We start from the raw sequence: 20,044 nt of genomic DNA, 5'->3' as shown, positions 1-20,044 counted from the left end.
TTATGGAGGAAAAAAAGGACAACGGCCAGAATGCGGATTTTGCCGATAAGAATGGAGAGGAAATCAAGAAGGAATTTAGGGGGCTTTTAGGGAGCGTCAAAGTATTTCTTTTAGATTTGTTGGACATTCGTAGTAACACGGATCAAGAGGCAACGAAAGAATCCATAATTGCCGACATTCCTTTTAAGGGGCATACCTCCTGGATTTTAATTTGTTCAATCTTTATAGCTTCTGTGGGGCTCAATGCCAATTCTACAGCTGTGGTTATTGGAGCCATGTTAATATCCCCCCTGATGGGTCCTATTTTAGGAATGGGGCTATCCCTGGCCATCAATGATATTGATACATTAAGACGATCTTTAAAGAATTTTGCCGTAATGGTTGGGCTAAGTGTTCTTACCGCCTTTTTGTTCTTTTATTTATTTCCGCTCCGGGATGAGTCTTCTGAGCTTTTGGCGCGGACGGCGCCAGACATTAGGGATGTGCTGATAGCCTTTTTTGGGGGCTTGGCATTGGTAATAGCCAGGGCAAAGAGGGGAACTATAGCCAGTGTTATATTTGGGGTGGCCATTGCAACCGCTTTAATGCCACCTTTATGTACGGTTGGTTTTGGATTGGCCATAGGTAATTTTGGCTATGCTACAGGTGCCATGTACCTATTCATCATTAATACGATCTTTATTGGTTTGGCGACCTTTTTGGTGATAAAGTTGCTGCGCTTTCCAATGGTTAGATATGCCAATTCACAAAGAAGAAGGTTTATAGCCAGAATGGCGTCTATAGTGGCAATTTTGGTCATGATACCGGCGGGTTTTACGTTTTACGATGTGTTTCAGGAGTCCATTTTTAGAAAGCAGGCCAATCAGTTTGTAGGGGACCATATTGAACCGTATAAATTGCCAGGGGAGGGAAGGTATTTGGAAAATTTAACCGATATACAATATAATCACGGGAAAGACGGGTTTATAGAATTGGTGTTTATGGGCAACGAGACCATTCCAGACAATGTAATTGCTACATGGATTGCTCAAAAAAATAATTATGAGAAGCTTAAAAATGTTGACCTAAAAATAGTTCAGGGTTCCAAAAATCTGGAACTGGACCAGATGAAATACGTAAATGAACTATACGAATCCAAAAAAGCGGAACTGTTAAGTAAGGAGCAACAAATTCAGGTATTAAAAGAAGAGGTTGGGAAAATGAGTAAAATTGTTGCCCAACAGATTCCATTTCAGGAAATAAGCGCGGAGGCAAAGACCAACTATGAAAATTTAACCAGTCTGGGCTTTTCTTATACGATTAGGACCGATTTTGATAAGTTGGATACCATTCCCGTTTTTAATGTGACCTGGAAAAAGGGCTTGTCTGCAGAAAAAATAAAAGCAGATTCTCAAAAATTAACCGATTGGTTGCGCTTAAGACTCAAGGATTCGCGTATTCAGGTCAAGAAAGAAGAAGAAAGTTAATTTCTTTCCTCTATATACATCTGTCGTACTTTTTTAAATAATTCCGAAGAATATACAAAGTCGGTTACCGCTTCATTATCGGTCTTAAAAATTTCCTTGTTGCTGCCTTCCCATTCTTTGTGACCGTTTTTAAGGAAGATTATTTTTTCGCCTATTTCCATAACCGAGTTCATATCGTGGGTGTTGATTACGGTTGTGATATCATATTCCTGGGTAATTTCATGAATAAGATTGTCTATCAATATGGCCGTTTTAGGATCCAACCCAGAATTGGGCTCGTCACAGAACAGGTATTTTGGTTTCATAACTATCGCTCTTGCAATGGCAACCCTTTTCTGCATTCCGCCCGAAATTTCGGAAGGATATTTGTGATGGGCATCCACTAAGTTTACCCGCTTGAGAACAAAATCTACACGGTCTTGCATCTCGGATTTGGACTGTTTTGTAAACATGGTGAGCGGAAACATAACGTTGCCTTCTACGGTCATGGAATCAAACAGAGCGCTGCCCTGGAAGACCATACCCATTTCCTGTCTTAAGTTTCTTTGCTCGCTTGCAGAAAGTTTAGAATAGTCTTTGCCATCATATTTGATCTTGCCTTGTTCCGGGCTAAAAAGACCCAAGAGGCATTTTAAAAAAACTGTTTTTCCAGAACCACTCTGGCCAATGATCAAATTGGTCTTCCCCTTTTCAAACTTGGTACTGACCCCTTTTAAAATATGGGTGTCACCAAAAGATTTATGTATATCGTTTACTTCTATCATTAGCCCAATAGTAATTGTGTTAGCACATAGTTGACAATAATTATTACCACACTGGTCCAAACAAAAGAGGTGGTACTGGCTTTTCCTACCTCCAAGGCTCCACCCTTCATGTAATATCCGTGAAAAGAGGGGATGGTGGCAATAATAAGGGCAAAGACCATGGCCTTTATAAAGGAATAGGTAACATGAAAAGGAATAAAATCCAATTGTAGGCCCTCCACAAAATCCGCACTGGAACTAAACCCTCCAAATACTCCCGCTGTCCATCCGCCAAATATACCAACGTACATGGCTATGGCGATTACAAAAGGATACAAAAGCATGGCTATTATTTTAGGAAAGACCAAATAGTTTAATGAATTCACACCCATAATTTCCAAGGCATCAATTTGCTCTGTAACCCTCATGGTACCTATGCTCGAGGTAATATAGGATCCAACTTTTCCGGCCATGATTATAGAGGTAAAGGTAGGAGCAAATTCCAGAATGACCGATTGCCTGGTTGCAAAACCAATAAGGTTTCTGGGTATTAGTGGGTTGGTGATATTCAATGCCGTCTGTATGGAAACCACTCCTCCAATAAAAAACGAAATAAATATGATAATCCCCATAGAATTATATACCAGTTCGTCTATTTCTTTAAGGATTAAAGTCTTCATAACCGACCATTTTGTAGGTTTTTTAAAAACCTCCATGATCATAATGAAGTAACTACCTATAGATGCTAAATAATTCATTCAAGTGTGTAAAATTGCAATGGATGGTAAAAATAACAATATTAAGAATCATTTAACTTGCAATTAAAATTTTAAGGGTGAAATTCTATATTTTTGTGATTTTAAATCTATTATAATGAAAAATAAGAGTGTTCTGTTGTGGCTATTTCTAATTTTGGTAGGATCCAATAGCTTTATTGTAAATGCCCAAAGAAAATCCAAAAGAAATAAAGAAAACAGGCCTAAAATATCTGAGGTTGTCACGGCCCCAGACATTGCTACTACCCCCAAGTTGGTAGTTGGAATAGTGGTAGATCAGATGCGTTACGACTATTTGACCCGTTTTTGGGACCAGTATGGCGAAGGTGGGTTTAAAAGATTGGTCAATGACGGATTTAATTGCAAGAACAATCATTTTAATTACGCCCCTACGGTTACCGCTGCAGGTCACGCTTCGGTCTACACCGGTACCACTCCGTCCAATCACGGTATTATTGGCAATGACTGGTATGATAAATATGCAGATGAGATGGTGTATTGTGCTGGGGATGATTCCTATAGTACTGTTGGCACTACCTCCAATGCAGGTAAAATGTCCCCACATAGGTTGGAGACCACTACCATAACCGATCAACTGCGCTTGCACACTCAAATGCACGGAAAGGTCATCGCTATTTCTATAAAAGATAGAGGTGCGGTATTACCTGGTGGGCATACGGCAAATGCAGCCTATTGGTTTGACGGTGGCGACAATGGTAAATGGATAAGTAGTACTTATTATATGGATAAATTGCCTGCCTGGGTAGCTCAGTTTAATGAGGCACGTAGTGTAGATGAATACAAAAAAACCTGGAATACTCTAAAGGACATTAATACATATGTAGAGAGCGGCTCGGATAATAATCTTTACGAAGGGTTGTTTAAAGGGCAGTCAACCTCTGGTTTTCCACACGATTTGGAAGCTTTATGGGATGGCAACGGGAAATATAGCATACTTAAGTCTACCCCTTTTGGAAATAGTCTAACTACCGATTTTGCTTTGTCGGCAGTAGAAAACGAGGGGCTGGGGGCAGATGCTATTACAGATTTTCTCGCTGTTAGCTTTTCCAGTACCGATTATGTGGGACATAAATGGGGAGTCAATTCAAAAGAGGTGCAGGATACTTACCTTCGTTTGGATCAGGATATAAAAAGACTCTTGGATACATTGGATGATAAGGTTGGAGCAGGAGAGTATACGGTGTTTCTTACAGCCGATCACGCTGCGATCAATGTTCCGGCATTTTTAAGGGACCAAAAACTTCCTGGGGGCGTTGTTGACGGAAATTACCTGAATGATAGATTAACACAATATTTAAATTACACCTATGGTACCACTGATATAGTAAAAAAGGTATCCGGGAATCAATTGTTTTTGGATTATAAGGTGGTGAAGAACCTAGATTTGGATTTGGGTGAAGTAGAAGAAGATATTGCCTTGGAGTTGATACAGTATGACGGTTTGTACAAGGTATTTACTGCAGATCAGATGTGGAAAAATCAATATGTGGGAGGTATACCGGCAATGATTCAGAACGGCTACAATCAGAAGCGTTCTGGAGAGGTGTTGTTGGTCTTTGATCCGGGAAGTGGAAAATATGGGAAGACTGGCTCTACACACGGTTCTCCATGGAATTATGATACGCACGCTCCCTTGTTGTTTTATGGAAAGGGTATAAAGAAAGGGAGTACCGTAAAAAGAACCGAAATTCCTGATATTGCCCCAACCATAGCTGCTTTATTAGGGATGAACGCTCCGTCCGGAACCACAGGAGAGCCTATTTCCGAGGTTATAGAGTAGTAGGTGTATATCCTTATGTAAAAAAGAAAAAGGCCAAGCTATTTTAACGCAATAGTTTGGCTTTTATATTTTTCCATCTCAATTGGCGTATAAACTGCCCCTCTTCAGGGCTTACCAAAAAACTGGATTTATCCCTCTTGGCACGTAAGTAGCCATTTAGGTTATCTACAAATGCCCAGGGTCTTTTTTGTTTTAAAGCCATTTTTATTGAAGCTATGAGGCTTATCCAAAATCCGTAGCGCATACTGTACATGGCCTTGCCTTGTAAAAATTTAGCTTTTTTATTGTAGGCCTGCCCCAATGGTCTTAAGTGTTTTAGCTGAAGTTCACTATCTGTAATAATCTTAAATCCGTGAAATTGGGCCAATAGTTCGTCTACCGTGTCCCAACCCATTGCATTTCTTAGCCCGCCAATAGCTTGGAAACAACTTTTGCTGTATGCCTTAAAAGCACCCCTTACATGGTTTTTGTCCATAGGGTGATTTAACTCCCATTGGCCTAGCGCGTCCAGTTCGTAGGCAAACCCGCCGGCAATACCTATATCTGGGTCCGATTTAAATTTTTGTGCTATTCTTTCAAAATAGTCCGAGGGTAAAATAATATCGGCATCCAATTTAACCAGGAAGTCGTATTCATCGTCCAATTGTTCCAGCCCTTTGTTAAAGGCATTGATGACCTTGCTTCCGGGCATATGGATCGTGGAGGAGGAGGTATTTATCTTTTTTATAAAGGGGTAGGCAGCAATAAATTTATCTATGATGTTTTCCGTATCGTCCGTAGAATTATCATTGACCACAATTACCTGTTTGGGAGTCAAGGTTTGATTGGTCACCGAAGTAAGGGTGTCCGATAAATATTTCTCTTCGTTATGCGCCGGGATAATAACGTAATATCGCATATAAATTAATTGCCTTGGGACTCGGTGGGATTAGTTTGTGGCTTGTGGGCTCTTTCTGCGTATACGATGTAATATCTGGGGGTGACACTCCTTAATAGGGGTCTGATCCCTATTTTTTTTACGGGATTGGTCCATTTGGCCCTATCTTTGATTTCCCAACCAGCCTTTTCCAGCAGCCAATCAAATTGCCAGTCTTCAAACTCGTGAAAGTGTCTGTCCCATGCATCCGTCTTACTTTTATAGGCAGGGGAAAACCATAATCTTAAGGGGATACTGGCTACCAGTTTATCAGATTTTATATGGCTTAAGATGTTGAAAGGGGCAATTAAATGTTCAAAAATTTCAAAAGCGGTGACTACATCCGCATCAGTATTAATGACAGAGGAGAAATCCAGATCCAAGTCCTCGCCTTTGGTATTTGTTACCTTATATCCGTTATCCATCATAATATTGGAAAATGGATTTTTAACACCAAGATCCAATATGGATTGGTCTTTGGGAACGTGCTTCTGTAGAAAGTCTAGGGTATGTTTAAAACGTTTGTTTGGAAATGTTCTTTCGTACATCGGGCGTTATATGCTATGTTATTTAAATTTGTAACGGAGCTGCTACATAAGGTTAGCAGCAAACGTACCGTCCGTAAAAATACTATTTTTAAATGATGTTGAATCCTTATAGCTGTTACACCCTATAGACTATAGCGTTAATATTCATGCCTGCTCCAACACTTGCAAACAGGACAACATCTCCCTTTGCGATGGATTGATTTTCCATTTTTCCATTTCTCACTATATCCAATAAGGTGGGGATGGTAGCTACAGAGCTATTTCCCAATTTTTCAATACTCATTGGCATTATACCGTCTGGCATATCCATGTCATATAATTTGTAAAAACGTTTTACGATGGCCTCATCCATTTTTTCATTGGCCTGATGTATAAATATTTTTTTTACCTCGTTTATGGGTACACCGCTTTGTGATAAACAGTCCTTCATTGCTTGTGGCACATGGGTAACGGCAAATTCATAAATTTTTCGTCCATGCATTTTTATGTAGCGTCTATCATCCTCCGTGGTATTGGAATAGGATTCCCCAAAAAACAGAAAAAAGGCTTCCTCATTGGCGTAGGTTGCACTGTTGTGGGCCAATATCTCTCCCGTGCCTTCCTTGGCCTCTATGATGGTGGCCCCGGCCCCATCGGAATAGATCATGGAGTCCCTGTCATGTGGATCCACTACCCTGGAGAGTGTTTCTGCACCTATTACTAGGCATTTTTTGGCAATGCCGCTCTTTATAAAGGCATTGGCCTGTATTACCCCCTCTATCCATCCTGGGCATCCAAAAAGGAGGTCATAAGCAACACATTTTGGATTTTTTATTTGTAATTGTTGTTTTACTCTAGTGGCCAAACTAGGTAGGGTGTCCCCTTGGCATTTGCCATAGGTGACATCACCAAAATTGTGGGCAACAATAATATAGTCTATTTCTTCTTTGTTGATTTTTGCATCCGATATGGCCTTTTCCGACGCAAAGAATGCTAATTGTGAAGTGTTTAGTTCATTTTTTGCATACCGCCTTTCGCTTATTCCAGTTATGCTTTTAAATTTATGGATAATGATGTCGTTCCCTTGCTTAAAAGCAGTACCATCCGTGTTCAAAAAGTCATGTTCTTCAAAGTCTGAATTCTTGGTCACCAAAGAGGGTATGTAAGAACCGGTGCCGGTAATTCCAATGCTCATAATTTGATTATAGTTTAATAGTATAAATATAAGGTAAATGGCTAGGTCAATGGTGCTGCTATTTAAATTCATATGATGTCCAAGGCTAGGTTTCTTTGTAATAAGAAGTATAAAAAAAGCCTTTCAATTTATATTGAAAGGCTGTAAAGGCTTGTTTTATGGGGGTGTTTAGGCTTCGGCATACGCCTCAATAGGTGCGCATGTACATACTAAATTACGGTCTCCATAAGTATCGTCTACCCTTCTTACACTTGGCCAAAATTTATTGTCCAGTATATAGGGAAGCGGAAAGGCTGCCTTTTGTCTACTGTAAGGAAACTCCCATTGATCGCTAGTGATCATTTCCAATGTATGGGGAGCATTTTTTAAGGGGTTGTTGTTGTCTGCTAAAGAGGCATCATCAATTTCCTCTCGAATAGATAACATGGCATTGCAAAAACGATCCAATTCGGCCAAACTCTCACTCTCAGTAGGTTCTATCATTAAAGTGCCAGCAACAGGGAATGAAACTGTTGGGGCATGAAAACCGTAGTCCATCAACCTTTTGGCAATATCGCCAACCTCAATTCCATTGGCTTTAAATGGTCTACAGTCAATTATCATTTCGTGTGCTGCTCTTCCTCTTTCACCTGTATAGAGCACGTTGAATTTTCCGCTGAGCCTGCTTTTTATGTAATTGGCATTTAAGATTGCTGTTTTGGTGGAATTGGTTAGTCCGCTTTCTCCCAGCATTTTTATATAACCATACGAGATTAGGCATACCAATGAGCTTCCCCAAGGGGCGGCAGAAATGGCCGATATGGCATTGTCCCCGCCTGTTTCTATAACGGGATTCCCTGGTAAAAATGGAACCAATTGCTCAGCAACGCAAATAGGACCTACTCCTGGGCCGCCGCCACCGTGAGGGATTGCAAAGGTCTTGTGCAGGTTTAAGTGGCACACATCGGCCCCAATAGTGGCAGGGTTGGTTAATCCTACTTGTGCATTCATGTTGGCCCCATCCATATAGACCTGTCCGCCATTATCATGTATTAATTTTGTTATCTCCTTGATGGAAGATTCAAATACGCCATGAGTAGAAGGATAGGTGACCATTAAAGCGGATAGATTGTCCTTGTGTAAGGCCGCTTTTTCAGCCAAATCGTTTACATCAATGTTTCCGTAATCATCGGTTTTGGTAACCACTACCTTCATACCGGCCATAACAGCGGAGGCAGGATTGGTGCCATGGGCAGAGGCTGGGATAAGACATATATTTCTGTGCCCCTCACCTCTGGATTCGTGATAGGCCCTAATTACCATAAGACCGGCAAATTCTCCTTGTGCACCGGAATTGGGTTGCAGGGAGGTCGCAGCAAATCCTGTTATAATACTAAGGTCCTTTTCCAAATCCTTTAGAATAGTTTGATATCCCTGTGCCTGCTCAACGGGAACAAAAGGATGTATATTTCCCCATCTCGCCATGCTCAAAGGGAGCATTTCGGAAGCTGCGTTCAATTTCATGGTGCAAGACCCCAAGGAAATCATAGAGTGGTTTAAAGCTAGATCCTTACGTTCCAATTTTTTGATATAGCGCATCAATTCCGTTTCGGAATGGTAGGAGTTGAAGACAGTGTTTTCAAGGAATTCCGAGTTGCGCCTCAACTGACTGTCTAGAACCGTTTTTGATACGGTTTTTTCAAAGGTAACGGCATCTTGTCCTAAGGCTTCTGCAAAAATATTCACTATTTGTTGAAGGTCTTTTAAGGATGTGGCCTCGTTCAATGCTATAGAAACCGTTTCGGCATCTACATAAAGGAAGTTCACCCCTTGTTTTTCTGCAATAGGTTTTATTTTGGATGTCTCTGCCTTTATGGTAATGGTGTCAAAATAGGATGTGTTTACTTGGTAAAGGCCTAGTTTTTCCAAGGCATCCGTTAGGGTTATGGCCGACTTGTGTACCTTATTGGCAATATATTTTAATCCTTTCGGACCGTGGTACACGGCATACATACCCGCCATTACGGCCAATAGAACTTGTGCAGTGCAAATATTGGAGGTGGCCTTGTCCCGTTTAATATGTTGTTCCCTGGTTTGTAGGGCCATACGAAGAGCAGGCTTCCCGGCTGTGTCCTTGGTGATTCCAATTATTCTGCCTGGGATACTACGTTTATATTCGGCCTTGGTAGCAAAAAAGGCGGCATGTGGCCCGCCATATCCCATAGGAATGCCGAAGCGCTGTGTGGTGCCCACTACTACATCGGCACCAAATTCCCCCGGAGGGGTTAAAATGGCAAGGCTTAAAATATCTGCCGCAACAGCTACCTTAATGTTCTTTTCTATCGCCTTTGCAACAAAAGGACCAAAATCATGAACCTGTCCATACTTTCCAGGATATTGTAAAAGTGCTCCAAAATATTCTTCACCGTAAGAAAAATTCTCATGGTTGCCAACGGACAGTTCTATTCCCAGTGGTTCAGATCTTGTTTCCAAAAGGGCAAGGGTCTGAGGCAATATTTCTTCCGAGACAAAGAATCTGTTGACCTGTTTTTTCTTTTGATCCCTACTGCGAACGTCAAAGAGCATGGCCATTGCTTCCGCCGCAGCCGTACTTTCGTCTAAAAGTGAGGCATTGGCCAATTCCATTCCTGTAAGTTCGGAAACAACGGTCTGAAAATTTAACAAGGCCTCCAATCTACCTTGGGCAATTTCTGCCTGATATGGAGTATAAGCCGTATACCAGCCGGCATTTTCCAAAATATTCCTTTTAATTACGGACGGGGTAATACTCTCGTGGTATCCCAAGCCAATATAGGATTTGAAAACTTTATTTTGCTCCGATAAATCTTGAATATGCGACAAATATTCGTGTTCGCTCATCGCAGGATCCAAAGCCAAAGGATTGGCAAGGCGAATGTCATCGGGAATGGTTTCTGTAATTAACTGGTCCAGGGAATTAACATTAATTTCACTTAACATCTCGGGAAGATTATCTTCGTTAATCCCTATATGCCGTAAGGCAAACATGTCTGTCCTCATAATTCAAGCAAATTTTTCTTTATTAAGGTGAGCAAAAATACTCATTATTTATCTTTGTTATGCTGCTTTTGCCAGGATCTCTTTTTAAAGTTTTTAACGAAATGCGTGGGTTATGAACACTTTGGCTATTTTTGGCTTATGAACTGGTTAAAATATATTTTTCATTTTTATTTGGATGCCAGTGTACATGTAGCCTTTTCGGTTTTTGCATTAATTGAAATTAGTTGCATATATTTTGAACTAGACAGGGAGAGCCATTTTTCCTATTTGGCATTTTTTGGTACAATTGCCTGCTATAATTTTGTAAAATACGGAGTAGAGGCCAAAAAATATATACTCGTGGCCAACAGCTACCATAAGCACATACAACTGTTTAGTTTTTTAGCGGGGCTGGGCGTGTTGTACCATGCGTATTTTTTGCCACTTTATACTCTAATGGGTATTTTCGTTTTGGGCGTTTTAAGTAGTTTGTATGCTGTTCCGTTGCTCCCAAATACCAAAAACCTCAGGAGTTTGGGAGGCCTAAAAATTTTTATAGTGGCCTTGGTCTGGGCAGGTGCTACGGTGCTGTTGCCCGTGGTGTCGGCCAAGAAAAATATAGATTGGGATGTAATGGTAGAGACCGTACAGCGATTTTTGGTGGTTCTTGTTTTAATGCTCCCATTTGAAATACGGGATTTGAAATATGACGATCCGGAACTTAAAACCTTGCCGCAGCGATTTGGTTACCAAAAGACGAAGCTTTTTGGGGTTATTGGGGTTGTAATTTTTTTTATGATGACCTTTTTAAAGGATTGGTTGGCGCCTTTGGAATTAATTAGCAAGGCACTTGTATCCATATTGTTGGGGGTGTTCATTCTCATCACCCAAAGAAAACAGCCCAAGTATTTTTCTTCCTTCTGGGTGGAGGCAACCCCTATTTTTTGGTGGGTTGCTATCCTGGTCCTGGGCGGGCTTTAAGATTTGGACCTTAACGTTCGTTTCATTTTTTCTTTCTCTTCCATAGGAAGGGTTTTGATCTTTGCTTGTGAGCAAAGGGAGGTAAGCTTGGTATTCTTTTTTACAAATGTTTTACAGGTTTTACATATTAACATATGTAGTTTAAGCTGTATTTTTTCTAAAAGAGTAGCCTCATTATACTGAGCTTTTGTGCATAAAATTTCTACGTCTTTGCAGGTCTTCATATTTTAAACCAATTGTTGTTTAGGCATTCCATTAGAGCAGTTCTTGCTCTGTGGATGATAACCCAAAGATTAGACGGATTGATTTCTAGCTCCTTACAGACTTCTTCCGTGCTTAAGCCGTTTATTGTTTTTAAGGTGAATGCCATAGCATGTTTTTTGGGAAGTTTTGCAATGCACTCCTGAATAGCAATCCCCAGCTCTTCATTCTCCATTTTGCTGTTTTCCAAAAGACTCGTTGGGTCCGCAACCTGTTCTTCCAAAAAATTACTGTCCGTATCGCTATTGTTGTTTTTGGTAATGCGGATTACGGATTTGGCCTTTTTAGAATTTATTTTTCGATAATGGTCTATGACCTTTCTTTTTAAAATAGAAATGAGCCATGTGCGCTCTGCGGCCTCTCCTTTAAAATTTTTGGCAGATTTTAAGCCGGCAAAAAAAGTTTCCTGCACCAAGTCTTTGGCAATTTCTGAATCGTTTACCCGTGTTACCGCGTAGTTAAAAAGGTAATCGGAATAACTATCCACCCATGTGTCCGGATTTAAAATTTGTTTTGTCATGCCTGTTTGTCAATTCAAAAATAACGCATTTTTTTCTGAAGTAGAATTCTTATTTTTGAATAAGCAAAAATAGATATGAGAACGTGGTATATTTTATTGGTTTCACTTGTATTGCAAACGGGCTGTTCAGAGGAAAAAGTGGCTGATATGCCCATAACCGAATTTGAACAGGAAATGCTTGCAAACGGAATTCTGGTCGATGTAAGAACGGCAGAGGAATTTGAAGCCGGACATTTGGAAAATGCAATGAACATAGACTGGTATAATCCGGAATTTGCTGATCAGTTTAAGGATTTTGGCAAGGATGAGACCATTTATGTGTACTGTAAGATGGGTGGCAGGAGCGCCAAGGCCAAGGAAAAATTAAAGTTGATGGGGTTTGCCAAGGTGGTAAACTTGGAAGGTGGATATGAGGCCTTTAAACAAAAGAAGGAAAAGTAATGGCCTAGTAGTTCTGGTGTAGTCTTACGTCTTTTTGTAATAGTTAAAAAGTAGCCGATAACTTCTTAAACTATACATAATCGTAAAACAAAGGTCTGAACTAGACTGATTTCTTGTTTTGTTACGGTTGGTTGTACTTAGTGCCTCTGTTTGTATGTGCTGGCAAGAGTCTTTGTAGATTGGAGCTGTGGCATTTCCCATAGCCATGCTGTTAGTCGTTTACTCTTTGCTAACTACTTATCATGGGATTGGTGATGGGGTATTGCGAACTAATAGCGGTTTTTTAATAAACCGTACCATATTAATTACTAGCATAAAAAAAATGAAGCAACCAATAGTCCTGTCGGCGCACCGGCTGCTTCATTAGATAGGTTAGAGGTATCTTACAATAAATATCAAAGTGTTATCCTGTCTCCTAAGAAGAAGAGGATGTTTGTAAGCCATTTAATACGGTTAAAACCCAAAATACAAGATAATACTGCTCTCTAAGTTCTTATTCTTGGGAACTAAGAATTGATAGTTTATGGCTAAGCTATTGCAATAGTCCGGCCCTTTTTAATAAGGCTTCTATTTTGGGTTCACTTCCTCTAAAACGCTTGTATAGATCCATAGGCTTTTCTGTTCCACCCATGGACAATACGTTGTCCTTAAATTTTGTAGCCACTTCTTTATTGAATATTCCTTGTTCCTTAAAATAGGAAAAGGCATCTGCATCCAATACTTCTGCCCATTTATAGCTGTAATAGCCTGAGGAATATCCTCCTTGGAAAATATGAGCAAATGATGTGCTCATACAGGTATTCTCACATTCCGGATAGAGATTCGTTTCTTTAAAGGCTTCAAGTTCTTGAGATTTAACATCGGTAATCTTGGACGGGTCGGCACCGTGCCAGGACATATCCAGCAATCCAAAGCTGAGTTGTCTTAAAGTGGCCATGCCTTCTTGGAAGGTTGCCGAGTCTTTTATTTTTTGTACCAGTTCCATAGGGATGACCTCTCCTGTCTTATAGTGGGTGGCAAATAATTCCAATGCTTCTTTTTCGTAGCACCAATTTTCCATGATTTGGCTGGGGAGTTCTACAAAGTCCCAATAAACAGAAGTCCCTGAAAGTCCAGGATAGACGGTGTTGGCCAACATACCGTGTAGACCATGGCCAAACTCATGAAATAAGGTGGTAACCTCATTGAAGGTTAGTAGGGAAGGTTTGTTGGCAGTTGGTTTGGTGAAATTACAAACATTGGAAATGTGTGGGCGTACGTTGATACCGTTTTTAATGTATTGAGGTTTGTAGGACGTCATCCAAGCGCCTCCTCTTTTACCCGGTCTGGGGTGGAAATCGGCATAAAACAAGGAAATAAATTGCTTGTTGCCATCGTATACGCGATAGGTTTTTACATCTGGATGGTACTTGTCCACGTCAAAAACTTCCTCAAATTTGAGATCAAATAGTTTTTCTGCAACCTTGAACACCCCAGCTATAACATTTTCCAGTTTAAAATACGGTTTTAGCTTTTCGTCGTCCAGGTTGAACAGCTTTTGTTTCAATTTCTCACTGTAGTAGGCACCGTCCCATTTCTCCAAGCGATCTATGCCATCCATTTCTTTCGCAAAGGTTTCCAATTGCGCAAATTCCCGTTGAGCGGCGGGCTTGGCTTTTTCCAGCAATTCATTGAGAAACTCGTAGACTTTTTCCGGGGTTTCGGCCATGCGCTCTTCCAATACATAGTGTGCATGTGTTTTGTAACCCAATAAATTGGCCCTTTCATGCCTTAGGTTGGCTATTTGGATTATGTTTTGTTGGTTGTCCAGCTCATCATTGTGAAAACCCTTGCTTCCAAATGCTATAGATAGTTCCTTTCTAAGTTCTCGATTGCTGGCGTATTTCATAAAAGGAATATAGCTTGGATAGTCCAAGGTTATAAGCCAACCTTCTTTCTCCTTGGATTTTGCCAAATGTGCTGCCGCCTCCTTTTCCCCTTCTGGGAGTCCGTCCAAATCCTTCTCATTGGTAAGGTGCATTTCGTATTTGTTGGTCTCGGCCAGTACATTTTCGCCAAACTGTAATTTTAATTTGGCCAGTTCTGCATCAATTTCCCGTAAGCGCTTTTTCTTGTCGTCAGGAAGATTGGCTCCATTTCTGCTAAAACTTTTATACTTCTTCTCTAGTAATGTTTGTTCTTCTTTGTTCAGATTCAGGTCTTGTCGCTGCTCATAGACGGCCTTAACACGTTTAAATAGATTTTGGTTCAGGGTAATGTCATTGCTGAATTCTGTTAATAGGGGAGATATTTCTTGGGCTATCTTCTGTATTTCGGCATTGGTTTCGGCCGAATTCAAATTAAAGAATACGCTGGATACCCTATCCAAATGCTGACCAGCAAAGTCCAAGGCCTTTATGGTATTTTCAAAATTAGGCGCCTCCTTGGCATTTGCAATGGCATCTATCTCTGATCTTGCACCATTTATGGCTTGCAAAAAGGCGGGCTTAAAATGTTCGTTTTCTATTTTAGAGAAAGGGGCAGTGTCAAATGGGGTCAATAATGGATTCATAAATTGGCATTACTTTTTTAGAATTCGTATTCGGCTACAGGGCAATTATTACAGTCTACTGTTTGTTTACTTCCTTGGCGCCATCTATCACCTTTTGTTTTAAGCCTTCTTTGTAAAGAATTATTTTGTCCAGCACGCATTTGTCTGAGCTTCCTATGATCTGGGCGGCAAGGATCCCAGCATTTTTGGCTCCATTCAAGGCTACTGTGGCAACCGGAACACCGCCAGGCATTTGTAATATTGATAGTATGGAATCCCAGCCGTCTATAGAATTACTGCTCTTTACGGGTACCCCAATTACCGGAAGGGGAGACATGGACGCTACCATTCCGGGTAGATGTGCTGCTCCGCCGGCACCCGCTATGATTACGGAATATCCTTTTTTATGGGCGTTATTACTAAAATCGAACAATTTTTCCGGCGTGCGGTGTGCCGATACTATATCCACATCAACCGCTATGTCAAAACCTTTTAAGATATCGATCGCTTCCTGCATTACAGGAAGATCGCTGGTGCTTCCCATTACTATTGCTACTTTGCTCATTTTGTTGAAAATTTCTTATTCGCTAATTACTTTAATGCTGTTCTTTACCTGCTCTGCTATTTTTCTAGCTTCGGCAATGTCGTTGTTTACAATGGTAACATGTCCCATTTTTCTGAAGGGGCGGGTTTGTTTTTTACCGTAGATATGTGGGGTAACCCCATCCATTCCCATGATTTTTTCCATGTTTTTATAGACAACATTTCCAGTATGGCCTTCTGCACCTACCAAATTTACCATTATTCCGGCCACCTTACTGTCTGTATTGCCCAATGGTAGATCCAATATAGCGCGTATATGTTGCTCAAATTGATTGGTGTAGCTGGCTTCAATGCTGTAGTGCCCACTATTATGTGGTCTGGGCGCCACTTCGTTCACCAATATTTTATCGTCTTGGGTCTGAAACATTTCTACCGCCAACAACCCTACATGTTTTATTTTATGGGATAGGTCTAAAGCCACTTCCCTTGCTTTTGCAGCTACCTTTTCATCTATCCGGGCCGGACAGAGCACGTATTCTACTTGGTTGGCCTCTGGATGAAACTCCATTTCCACAACAGGGTACGTTTTTACTTCCCCGCTGGCACTTCGAGCAACGATCACGGCAAGCTCGTTTTTAAAATCCACCATTTTTTCGGCAATGCATTCCCCTGTGGGCAAGCCGTTAAGGTCTTCCAGTTTACGTACTACTTTTACTCCTTGGCCGTCATATCCAAATTGAGTGGCTTTCCAAATGAAGGGAAATGTAATTCCGCCATTGGCTATACTGTCCTCTATTTCGCTCTTATAGGCGAAACGTTGAAAATCAGCAGTTGGGATATTGTTGTCTACATAGAACAATTTTTGTTTTGCTTTGTTCTGTATAATGCGCAGGGCAGAAGTAGGAGGGTAAACTTTTAAGCCTTCTTCCTCCAGCTTTTCCAGTGCATCAAGGTTTACATTCTCTATCTCTATGGTAAGTAGGTCTACTTTTTTTCCAAGGGCATATACCGCATCATAATCCATTAAGTCGCCCTGAAAAAACTCATTACACGCAATTCTTGAAGGAGCTTCATTTGACGGGTCCATTACCTTGGTATGGATGTCAAATTTTCTCGTTTCATACAAAAGCATTTTACCTAATTGACCGCCTCCTAGTATTCCTAGTTTAAATTCAGAAGAAAAATAGTTCATTGGAAATGATTATCTTGTATTATGTAGATTGTAAATTAAGGACAAAAATACAGCTAAATCTTAGAAACTGGGCTTAGACCGCTAAAAAAGAGAAATCAAAGTGCTATATTTGGCATCTTGAATTTATTATAAAAAAGACAGCCTTGATAAAGCTACACGACAAATATTTTAAACCTTTTATTAGTGAAGGGGAAATTATGGCGGCAATTAAACGTATTGCGGACCAGGTTGCTGTGGACTATAAAAGGGAGACCCCCATTTTTGTGGGTGTCCTCAATGGCTCTTTTATGTTTGTGTCCGATTTTTTAAAGGCATACCCACACCCTTGTGAAGTTTCCTTTGTGCGCTTAAGTTCCTATCAGGGACTCACCTCTACGGGAATCGTGGAAACCCTTTTGGATGTTCCCGATAATATAGAGGGTAGAAGTGTTATTATCCTAGAAGATATTATAGATACGGGGAGGACGGTAAAAAAATTGATCGATCTGTTTTCCAATACCAAAGTAAAGGAATTTAAGGTGGCCACCTTATTCTATAAATCCGAGGTATACAATGGAGAATATGATATTGATTATTTTGGAATGAAGATAGAAGATAGGTTTATTGTAGGTTACGGACTGGATTATAATGAATTGGGAAGAAATTTAAGAGAAGTATATCAATTAAACCAAAAGCACATGATCAACCTAGTTTTGTTCGGAAAACCTGGTGCCGGAAAAGGGACCCAGGCTTCATTTTTAAAGGAAAAATACAATTTGAAACATATTTCTACGGGAGATGTTTTCAGATATAACATTAAGAATGGTACCGAACTGGGCAATTTGGCTAAATCGTATATAGACAATGGAGAGTTAGTGCCAGACGAGGTTACCATTAAAATGTTGCAGGACGAGGTAGAAAAAAATGCCGATGCCAGTGGTTTTATTTTTGACGGTTTTCCAAGAACTACGGCACAGGCCAAGGCCTTGGACGATTTCTTGGTATCCAAGGAAATGAGGATAGACGCAACCATTGCCTTGGAAGCCAATGATGAGGTGCTGATAGAGCGATTGTTGGAACGTGGAAAGGTCAGTGGAAGATCGGATGATCAGGACGAAGCCAAGATACGTAACCGCTTTACCGAATATAATGAAAAAACTGCTCCTCTCAAGGACTACTATGAAGATCAAGGAAAATTCCATAGTGTAAATGGAATAGGATCCATAGAGGATATTACAAGCCGCTTGGCAAAGGTGATAGAGGAGCTTCAGGCAGTTTAGACTGGGGTAATGGGGTTTAGTATGGCCTTTGCCCAAGCCCTGAAAGCATATCATATGCGCAGGCCTTTTTTGTCAGGAAACACTAAAAGGTATAATGGTGTAGACCGTAAATAATAGACTAGAAAAATGACTGAAGGAAATTTTGTGGATTATGTAAAAGTTCACCTGGAATCCGGTAACGGAGGTAAGGGGTCTGTACATTTACATAGGGAAAAGTTTATAACAAAAGGTGGCCCTGATGGAGGGGATGGAGGTCGTGGTGGGCATGTTATTGTCCGCGGAAACAAAAATCTATGGACACTGTTAGGGTTTAAATTTAAGCGAACTTTTAGAGCTGGCCATGGAGAACACGGAAGTAAAAATAGAAGTAGTGGAGCCGATGGGGAGGACGTATATTTAGAAGTTCCTTTGGGTACAGTGATCAAGGATTCTGAGACCCAGGAAGTCATAATGGAAATTACGGAGGACCAAGAAGAGAAAATTATCTTGGAAGGTGGTTTGGGAGGTCGTGGTAACTGGCATTTTAAGTCACCCACCAATCAGACACCTAGATATGCCCAGCCTGGAAAAAGCGGTCAGGAATTAGATCTTATCTTAGAGCTGAAAGTGCTTGCGGATGTTGGCCTGGTAGGCTTTCCCAACGCGGGAAAATCAACCCTCCTTTCTGTCCTTACTTCTGCCAAACCAAAGATAGCAGACTACGAGTTTACAACCCTTAAACCTAATTTGGGTATTGTACAATACAGAGAGTTTAAAAGTTTTGTTATTGCCGATATACCAGGAATAATTGAAGGGGCTGCAGAGGGAAAAGGTCTTGGGCACTATTTTTTAAGGCATATTGAACGTAATTCAACCCTGCTATTCCTTATTCCTGCCGATAGTAAGGATATTTCACAGGAGTACGAGATATTGTTGGACGAACTGCGCCGATATAATCCCGAATTATTGGATAAAGATCGCCTGATTGCCATCTCTAAAAGTGATATGTTGGATGAGGAATTGATGACAGAAATGAAAATGGAACTGGATAAGGACTTTAAGGAAATCCCCTATATGTTCATTTCTTCAGTGGCCCAATTAGGTTTGGTGGAACTAAAGGATAGACTATGGGCTATGCTAAATAAATAGTACCCATGGGATTCTGTGTTCTTTTTTTGTTTTAGTTACTGCTATTCCCTGCAATAGTTCCTTGTAGGAAAATTAGTTTGTTTTTTGTCGAATACTTGTCAACTTAAAAAAGGGCAACGGTAATTTTCACTATTTTTATGTAAAATGGAATAATGAAACACCTGCTCTCTATATATATTCTTGTCTTTTTTGTCTCCTGTAGTGCTATAAAGGTTAGTTACGACTACGATAAAGAAACCGAATTCTCTGCCTATTCCACGTATAATTATTATCCGGATATGGATACAGGCTTAAGTGAATTGGATACCAAAAGATTGTTGCGGGCCATAGACTCTACGCTGCGCGGCAAGGGATTTTTATTGTCCGAGGAGCCCGAATTTTTGATCGGAATTGTTAGTAGTTCTTTTCAGGCGCCCAGGAATAATACCGTGGGTGTGGGTATAGGGGGAGGTGGTGGAAATGTTGGAGGCGGTATGTCTATTGGTTTACCTGTAGGGGCTACCAACATAAAACGGGAAATTCAGTTTGATTTTGTAGACAGCCAAAAAGATGAGCTTTTTTGGCAAGCGGTAACTGTAAGTTCTCTAAAAGAAAATAGTTCGCCCCAGGAGAGGGAGAAGAAAATTAGGGCCTTGGTCGTTAAGGCGTTTGAAAAGTATCCTCCTAAAAAATAACACATTGAAGTATACCTTATGGAACCAAAAACGGTCTTTTATACGTAAAAAGCGGATGAATTTATAATTCAGCCGCTTTATAGCATAATGTAGA

General features: G+C 40.6%; 17 protein-coding genes and 1 pseudogene. 8 read left to right on the top strand and 10 right to left on the bottom strand.

Annotation, left to right across the window (positions count from 1 at the left end):
* The first annotated feature begins 2 nt into the window (after positions 1 to 2).
* Positions 3 to 1,466 carry a DUF389 domain-containing protein gene (locus tag EHW67_RS14770; protein WP_126163149.1) on the top strand — a complete coding sequence of 488 codons (1,464 nt, stop codon included), beginning with the start codon at positions 3 to 5 and terminating at the stop codon, positions 1,464 to 1,466.
* Here the strand turns inward: EHW67_RS14770 and EHW67_RS14765 are convergent.
* On the bottom strand, positions 1,463 to 2,230 hold the full coding sequence (locus tag EHW67_RS14765) for an ABC transporter ATP-binding protein (RefSeq protein ID WP_126163148.1): 768 nt from the start codon (positions 2,228 to 2,230) through the stop codon (positions 1,463 to 1,465). The two genes, EHW67_RS14770 and EHW67_RS14765, sit on opposite strands and share 4 nt — an antisense overlap.
* A complete protein-coding gene (locus EHW67_RS14760; protein WP_126163147.1) occupies positions 2,230 to 2,967 on the bottom strand; it encodes an MlaE family ABC transporter permease in 738 nt (245 codons plus the stop codon). Before EHW67_RS14760 ends, EHW67_RS14765 begins: the two co-directional genes overlap by 1 nt.
* A 115-nt stretch (positions 2,968 to 3,082) precedes the next feature.
* Here EHW67_RS14760 and pafA point away from each other — a divergent pair, with 115 nt between their 5' ends.
* Complete coding sequence (gene pafA / locus EHW67_RS14755) at positions 3,083 to 4,786, top strand: alkaline phosphatase PafA (protein ID WP_126163146.1); 1,704 nt, start codon at positions 3,083 to 3,085, stop codon at positions 4,784 to 4,786.
* A 43-nt stretch (positions 4,787 to 4,829) separates the two neighbouring features.
* On the opposite strand, the gene EHW67_RS14750 is transcribed toward pafA, so the two are convergent.
* The 4 genes from EHW67_RS14750 to gcvP form a co-directional block, all read right to left on the bottom strand.
* A complete protein-coding gene (locus EHW67_RS14750) occupies positions 4,830 to 5,684 on the bottom strand; it encodes a glycosyltransferase family 2 protein (protein WP_126163145.1) in 855 nt (284 codons plus the stop codon).
* 5 nt (positions 5,685 to 5,689) lie between these two features.
* A complete protein-coding gene (locus EHW67_RS14745; RefSeq protein ID WP_126163144.1) occupies positions 5,690 to 6,250 on the bottom strand; it encodes a methyltransferase domain-containing protein in 561 nt (186 codons plus the stop codon).
* Between the two features lie 115 nt (positions 6,251 to 6,365).
* Positions 6,366 to 7,424: a 3-oxoacyl-ACP synthase III family protein gene (locus tag EHW67_RS14740; RefSeq protein ID WP_126163143.1), complete on the bottom strand. Its 1,059-nt coding sequence runs from the start codon at positions 7,422 to 7,424 to the stop codon at positions 6,366 to 6,368.
* Between the two features lie 168 nt (positions 7,425 to 7,592).
* Positions 7,593 to 10,442 (bottom strand): aminomethyl-transferring glycine dehydrogenase, encoded by a 2,850-nt coding sequence (gene gcvP / locus EHW67_RS14735; protein ID WP_126163142.1) that lies wholly within the window; start codon positions 10,440 to 10,442, stop codon positions 7,593 to 7,595.
* Positions 10,443 to 10,580: 138 nt separating this feature from the next.
* On the opposite strand from gcvP, the gene EHW67_RS14730 reads away from it, so the two are divergent.
* Positions 10,581 to 11,402, top strand: coding sequence for a UbiA prenyltransferase family protein (locus EHW67_RS14730; protein ID WP_126163141.1), 822 nt, complete (start codon positions 10,581 to 10,583; stop codon positions 11,400 to 11,402).
* Between the two features lie 220 nt (positions 11,403 to 11,622).
* On the opposite strand, the gene EHW67_RS14720 is transcribed toward EHW67_RS14730, so the two are convergent.
* Positions 11,623 to 12,183: a sigma-70 family RNA polymerase sigma factor gene (locus EHW67_RS14720; protein WP_126163139.1), complete on the bottom strand. Its 561-nt coding sequence runs from the start codon at positions 12,181 to 12,183 to the stop codon at positions 11,623 to 11,625.
* A 75-nt stretch (positions 12,184 to 12,258) separates the two neighbouring features.
* Here EHW67_RS14720 and EHW67_RS14715 point away from each other — a divergent pair, with 75 nt between their 5' ends.
* Both EHW67_RS14715 and EHW67_RS21025 read left to right on the top strand, forming a co-directional pair.
* Positions 12,259 to 12,624 carry a rhodanese-like domain-containing protein gene (locus EHW67_RS14715; RefSeq protein WP_126163138.1) on the top strand — a complete coding sequence of 122 codons (366 nt, stop codon included), beginning with the start codon at positions 12,259 to 12,261 and terminating at the stop codon, positions 12,622 to 12,624.
* A gap of 336 nt (positions 12,625 to 12,960) precedes the next feature.
* Positions 12,961 to 13,113 (top strand): annotated as a pseudogene (locus EHW67_RS21025) (PH domain-containing protein); the annotation flags it as partial.
* A 43-nt stretch (positions 13,114 to 13,156) separates the two neighbouring features.
* On the opposite strand, the gene EHW67_RS14705 reads toward EHW67_RS21025, so the two are convergent.
* Genes EHW67_RS14705 through EHW67_RS14695 form a run of 3 tightly spaced genes read right to left on the bottom strand, consistent with a single transcriptional unit; the run spans position 13,157 to position 16,889 of the window.
* Positions 13,157 to 15,175, bottom strand: coding sequence for a M3 family metallopeptidase (locus tag EHW67_RS14705; protein ID WP_126163137.1), 2,019 nt, complete (start codon positions 15,173 to 15,175; stop codon positions 13,157 to 13,159).
* A 55-nt stretch (positions 15,176 to 15,230) separates the two neighbouring features.
* Positions 15,231 to 15,719, bottom strand: a complete 489-nt coding sequence (gene purE / locus EHW67_RS14700; protein ID WP_126163136.1) for a 5-(carboxyamino)imidazole ribonucleotide mutase — start codon at positions 15,717 to 15,719, stop codon at positions 15,231 to 15,233.
* Between the two features lie 15 nt (positions 15,720 to 15,734).
* Positions 15,735 to 16,889, bottom strand: coding sequence for a 5-(carboxyamino)imidazole ribonucleotide synthase (locus EHW67_RS14695; RefSeq protein ID WP_126163135.1), 1,155 nt, complete (start codon positions 16,887 to 16,889; stop codon positions 15,735 to 15,737).
* A gap of 143 nt (positions 16,890 to 17,032) precedes the next feature.
* Here EHW67_RS14695 and EHW67_RS14690 point away from each other — a divergent pair, with 143 nt between their 5' ends.
* The 3 genes from EHW67_RS14690 to EHW67_RS14680 all read left to right on the top strand — a co-directional run bounded on the left by EHW67_RS14690 (position 17,033) and on the right by EHW67_RS14680 (position 19,950).
* Positions 17,033 to 18,148: an adenylate kinase gene (locus EHW67_RS14690; RefSeq protein ID WP_126163134.1), complete on the top strand. Its 1,116-nt coding sequence runs from the start codon at positions 17,033 to 17,035 to the stop codon at positions 18,146 to 18,148.
* 126 nt (positions 18,149 to 18,274) lie between these two features.
* Complete coding sequence (gene obgE, locus EHW67_RS14685; RefSeq protein WP_126163133.1) at positions 18,275 to 19,276, top strand: GTPase ObgE; 1,002 nt, start codon at positions 18,275 to 18,277, stop codon at positions 19,274 to 19,276.
* A gap of 152 nt (positions 19,277 to 19,428) precedes the next feature.
* On the top strand, positions 19,429 to 19,950 hold the full coding sequence (locus tag EHW67_RS14680) for a DUF4136 domain-containing protein (protein WP_126163132.1): 522 nt from the start codon (positions 19,429 to 19,431) through the stop codon (positions 19,948 to 19,950).
* Positions 19,951 to 20,044: the final 94 nt, after the last annotated feature.

It is taken from the genome of Arenibacter aquaticus, from assembly GCF_003957295.1.
Taxonomy (GTDB): Bacteria; Bacteroidota; Bacteroidia; order Flavobacteriales; family Flavobacteriaceae; genus Arenibacter; species Arenibacter aquaticus.
Note: the sequence above shows the minus strand (reverse complement) of the source record. Positions and strands in the feature narration are given on the sequence as shown.

Excerpts from the sequence above, each read along its gene's own strand:
- EHW67_RS14740 (WP_126163143.1), bottom strand. The coding sequence starts at position 7,424 with ATGAGCATTGGAATTACCGGCACCGGTTCTTACATACCCTCTTTGGTG.
- EHW67_RS14715 (WP_126163138.1), top strand. The coding sequence starts at position 12,259 with ATGAGAACGTGGTATATTTTATTGGTTTCACTTGTATTGCAAACGGGC.
- pafA (WP_126163146.1), top strand. The coding sequence starts at position 3,083 with ATGAAAAATAAGAGTGTTCTGTTGTGGCTATTTCTAATTTTGGTAGGA.
- obgE (WP_126163133.1), top strand. The coding sequence starts at position 18,275 with ATGACTGAAGGAAATTTTGTGGATTATGTAAAAGTTCACCTGGAATCC.
- EHW67_RS14760 (WP_126163147.1), bottom strand. The coding sequence starts at position 2,967 with ATGAATTATTTAGCATCTATAGGTAGTTACTTCATTATGATCATGGAG.
- EHW67_RS14705 (WP_126163137.1), bottom strand. The coding sequence starts at position 15,175 with ATGAATCCATTATTGACCCCATTTGACACTGCCCCTTTCTCTAAAATA.
- EHW67_RS14730 (WP_126163141.1), top strand. The coding sequence starts at position 10,581 with ATGAACTGGTTAAAATATATTTTTCATTTTTATTTGGATGCCAGTGTA.
- EHW67_RS14695 (WP_126163135.1), bottom strand. The coding sequence starts at position 16,889 with ATGAACTATTTTTCTTCTGAATTTAAACTAGGAATACTAGGAGGCGGT.
- purE (WP_126163136.1), bottom strand. The coding sequence starts at position 15,719 with ATGAGCAAAGTAGCAATAGTAATGGGAAGCACCAGCGATCTTCCTGTA.
- EHW67_RS14770 (WP_126163149.1), top strand. The coding sequence starts at position 3 with ATGGAGGAAAAAAAGGACAACGGCCAGAATGCGGATTTTGCCGATAAG.
- EHW67_RS14750 (WP_126163145.1), bottom strand. The coding sequence starts at position 5,684 with ATGCGATATTACGTTATTATCCCGGCGCATAACGAAGAGAAATATTTA.
- gcvP (WP_126163142.1), bottom strand. The coding sequence starts at position 10,442 with ATGAGGACAGACATGTTTGCCTTACGGCATATAGGGATTAACGAAGAT.
- EHW67_RS14745 (WP_126163144.1), bottom strand. The coding sequence starts at position 6,250 with ATGTACGAAAGAACATTTCCAAACAAACGTTTTAAACATACCCTAGAC.
- EHW67_RS14765 (WP_126163148.1), bottom strand. The coding sequence starts at position 2,230 with ATGATAGAAGTAAACGATATACATAAATCTTTTGGTGACACCCATATT.
- EHW67_RS14720 (WP_126163139.1), bottom strand. The coding sequence starts at position 12,183 with ATGACAAAACAAATTTTAAATCCGGACACATGGGTGGATAGTTATTCC.
- EHW67_RS14680 (WP_126163132.1), top strand. The coding sequence starts at position 19,429 with ATGAAACACCTGCTCTCTATATATATTCTTGTCTTTTTTGTCTCCTGT.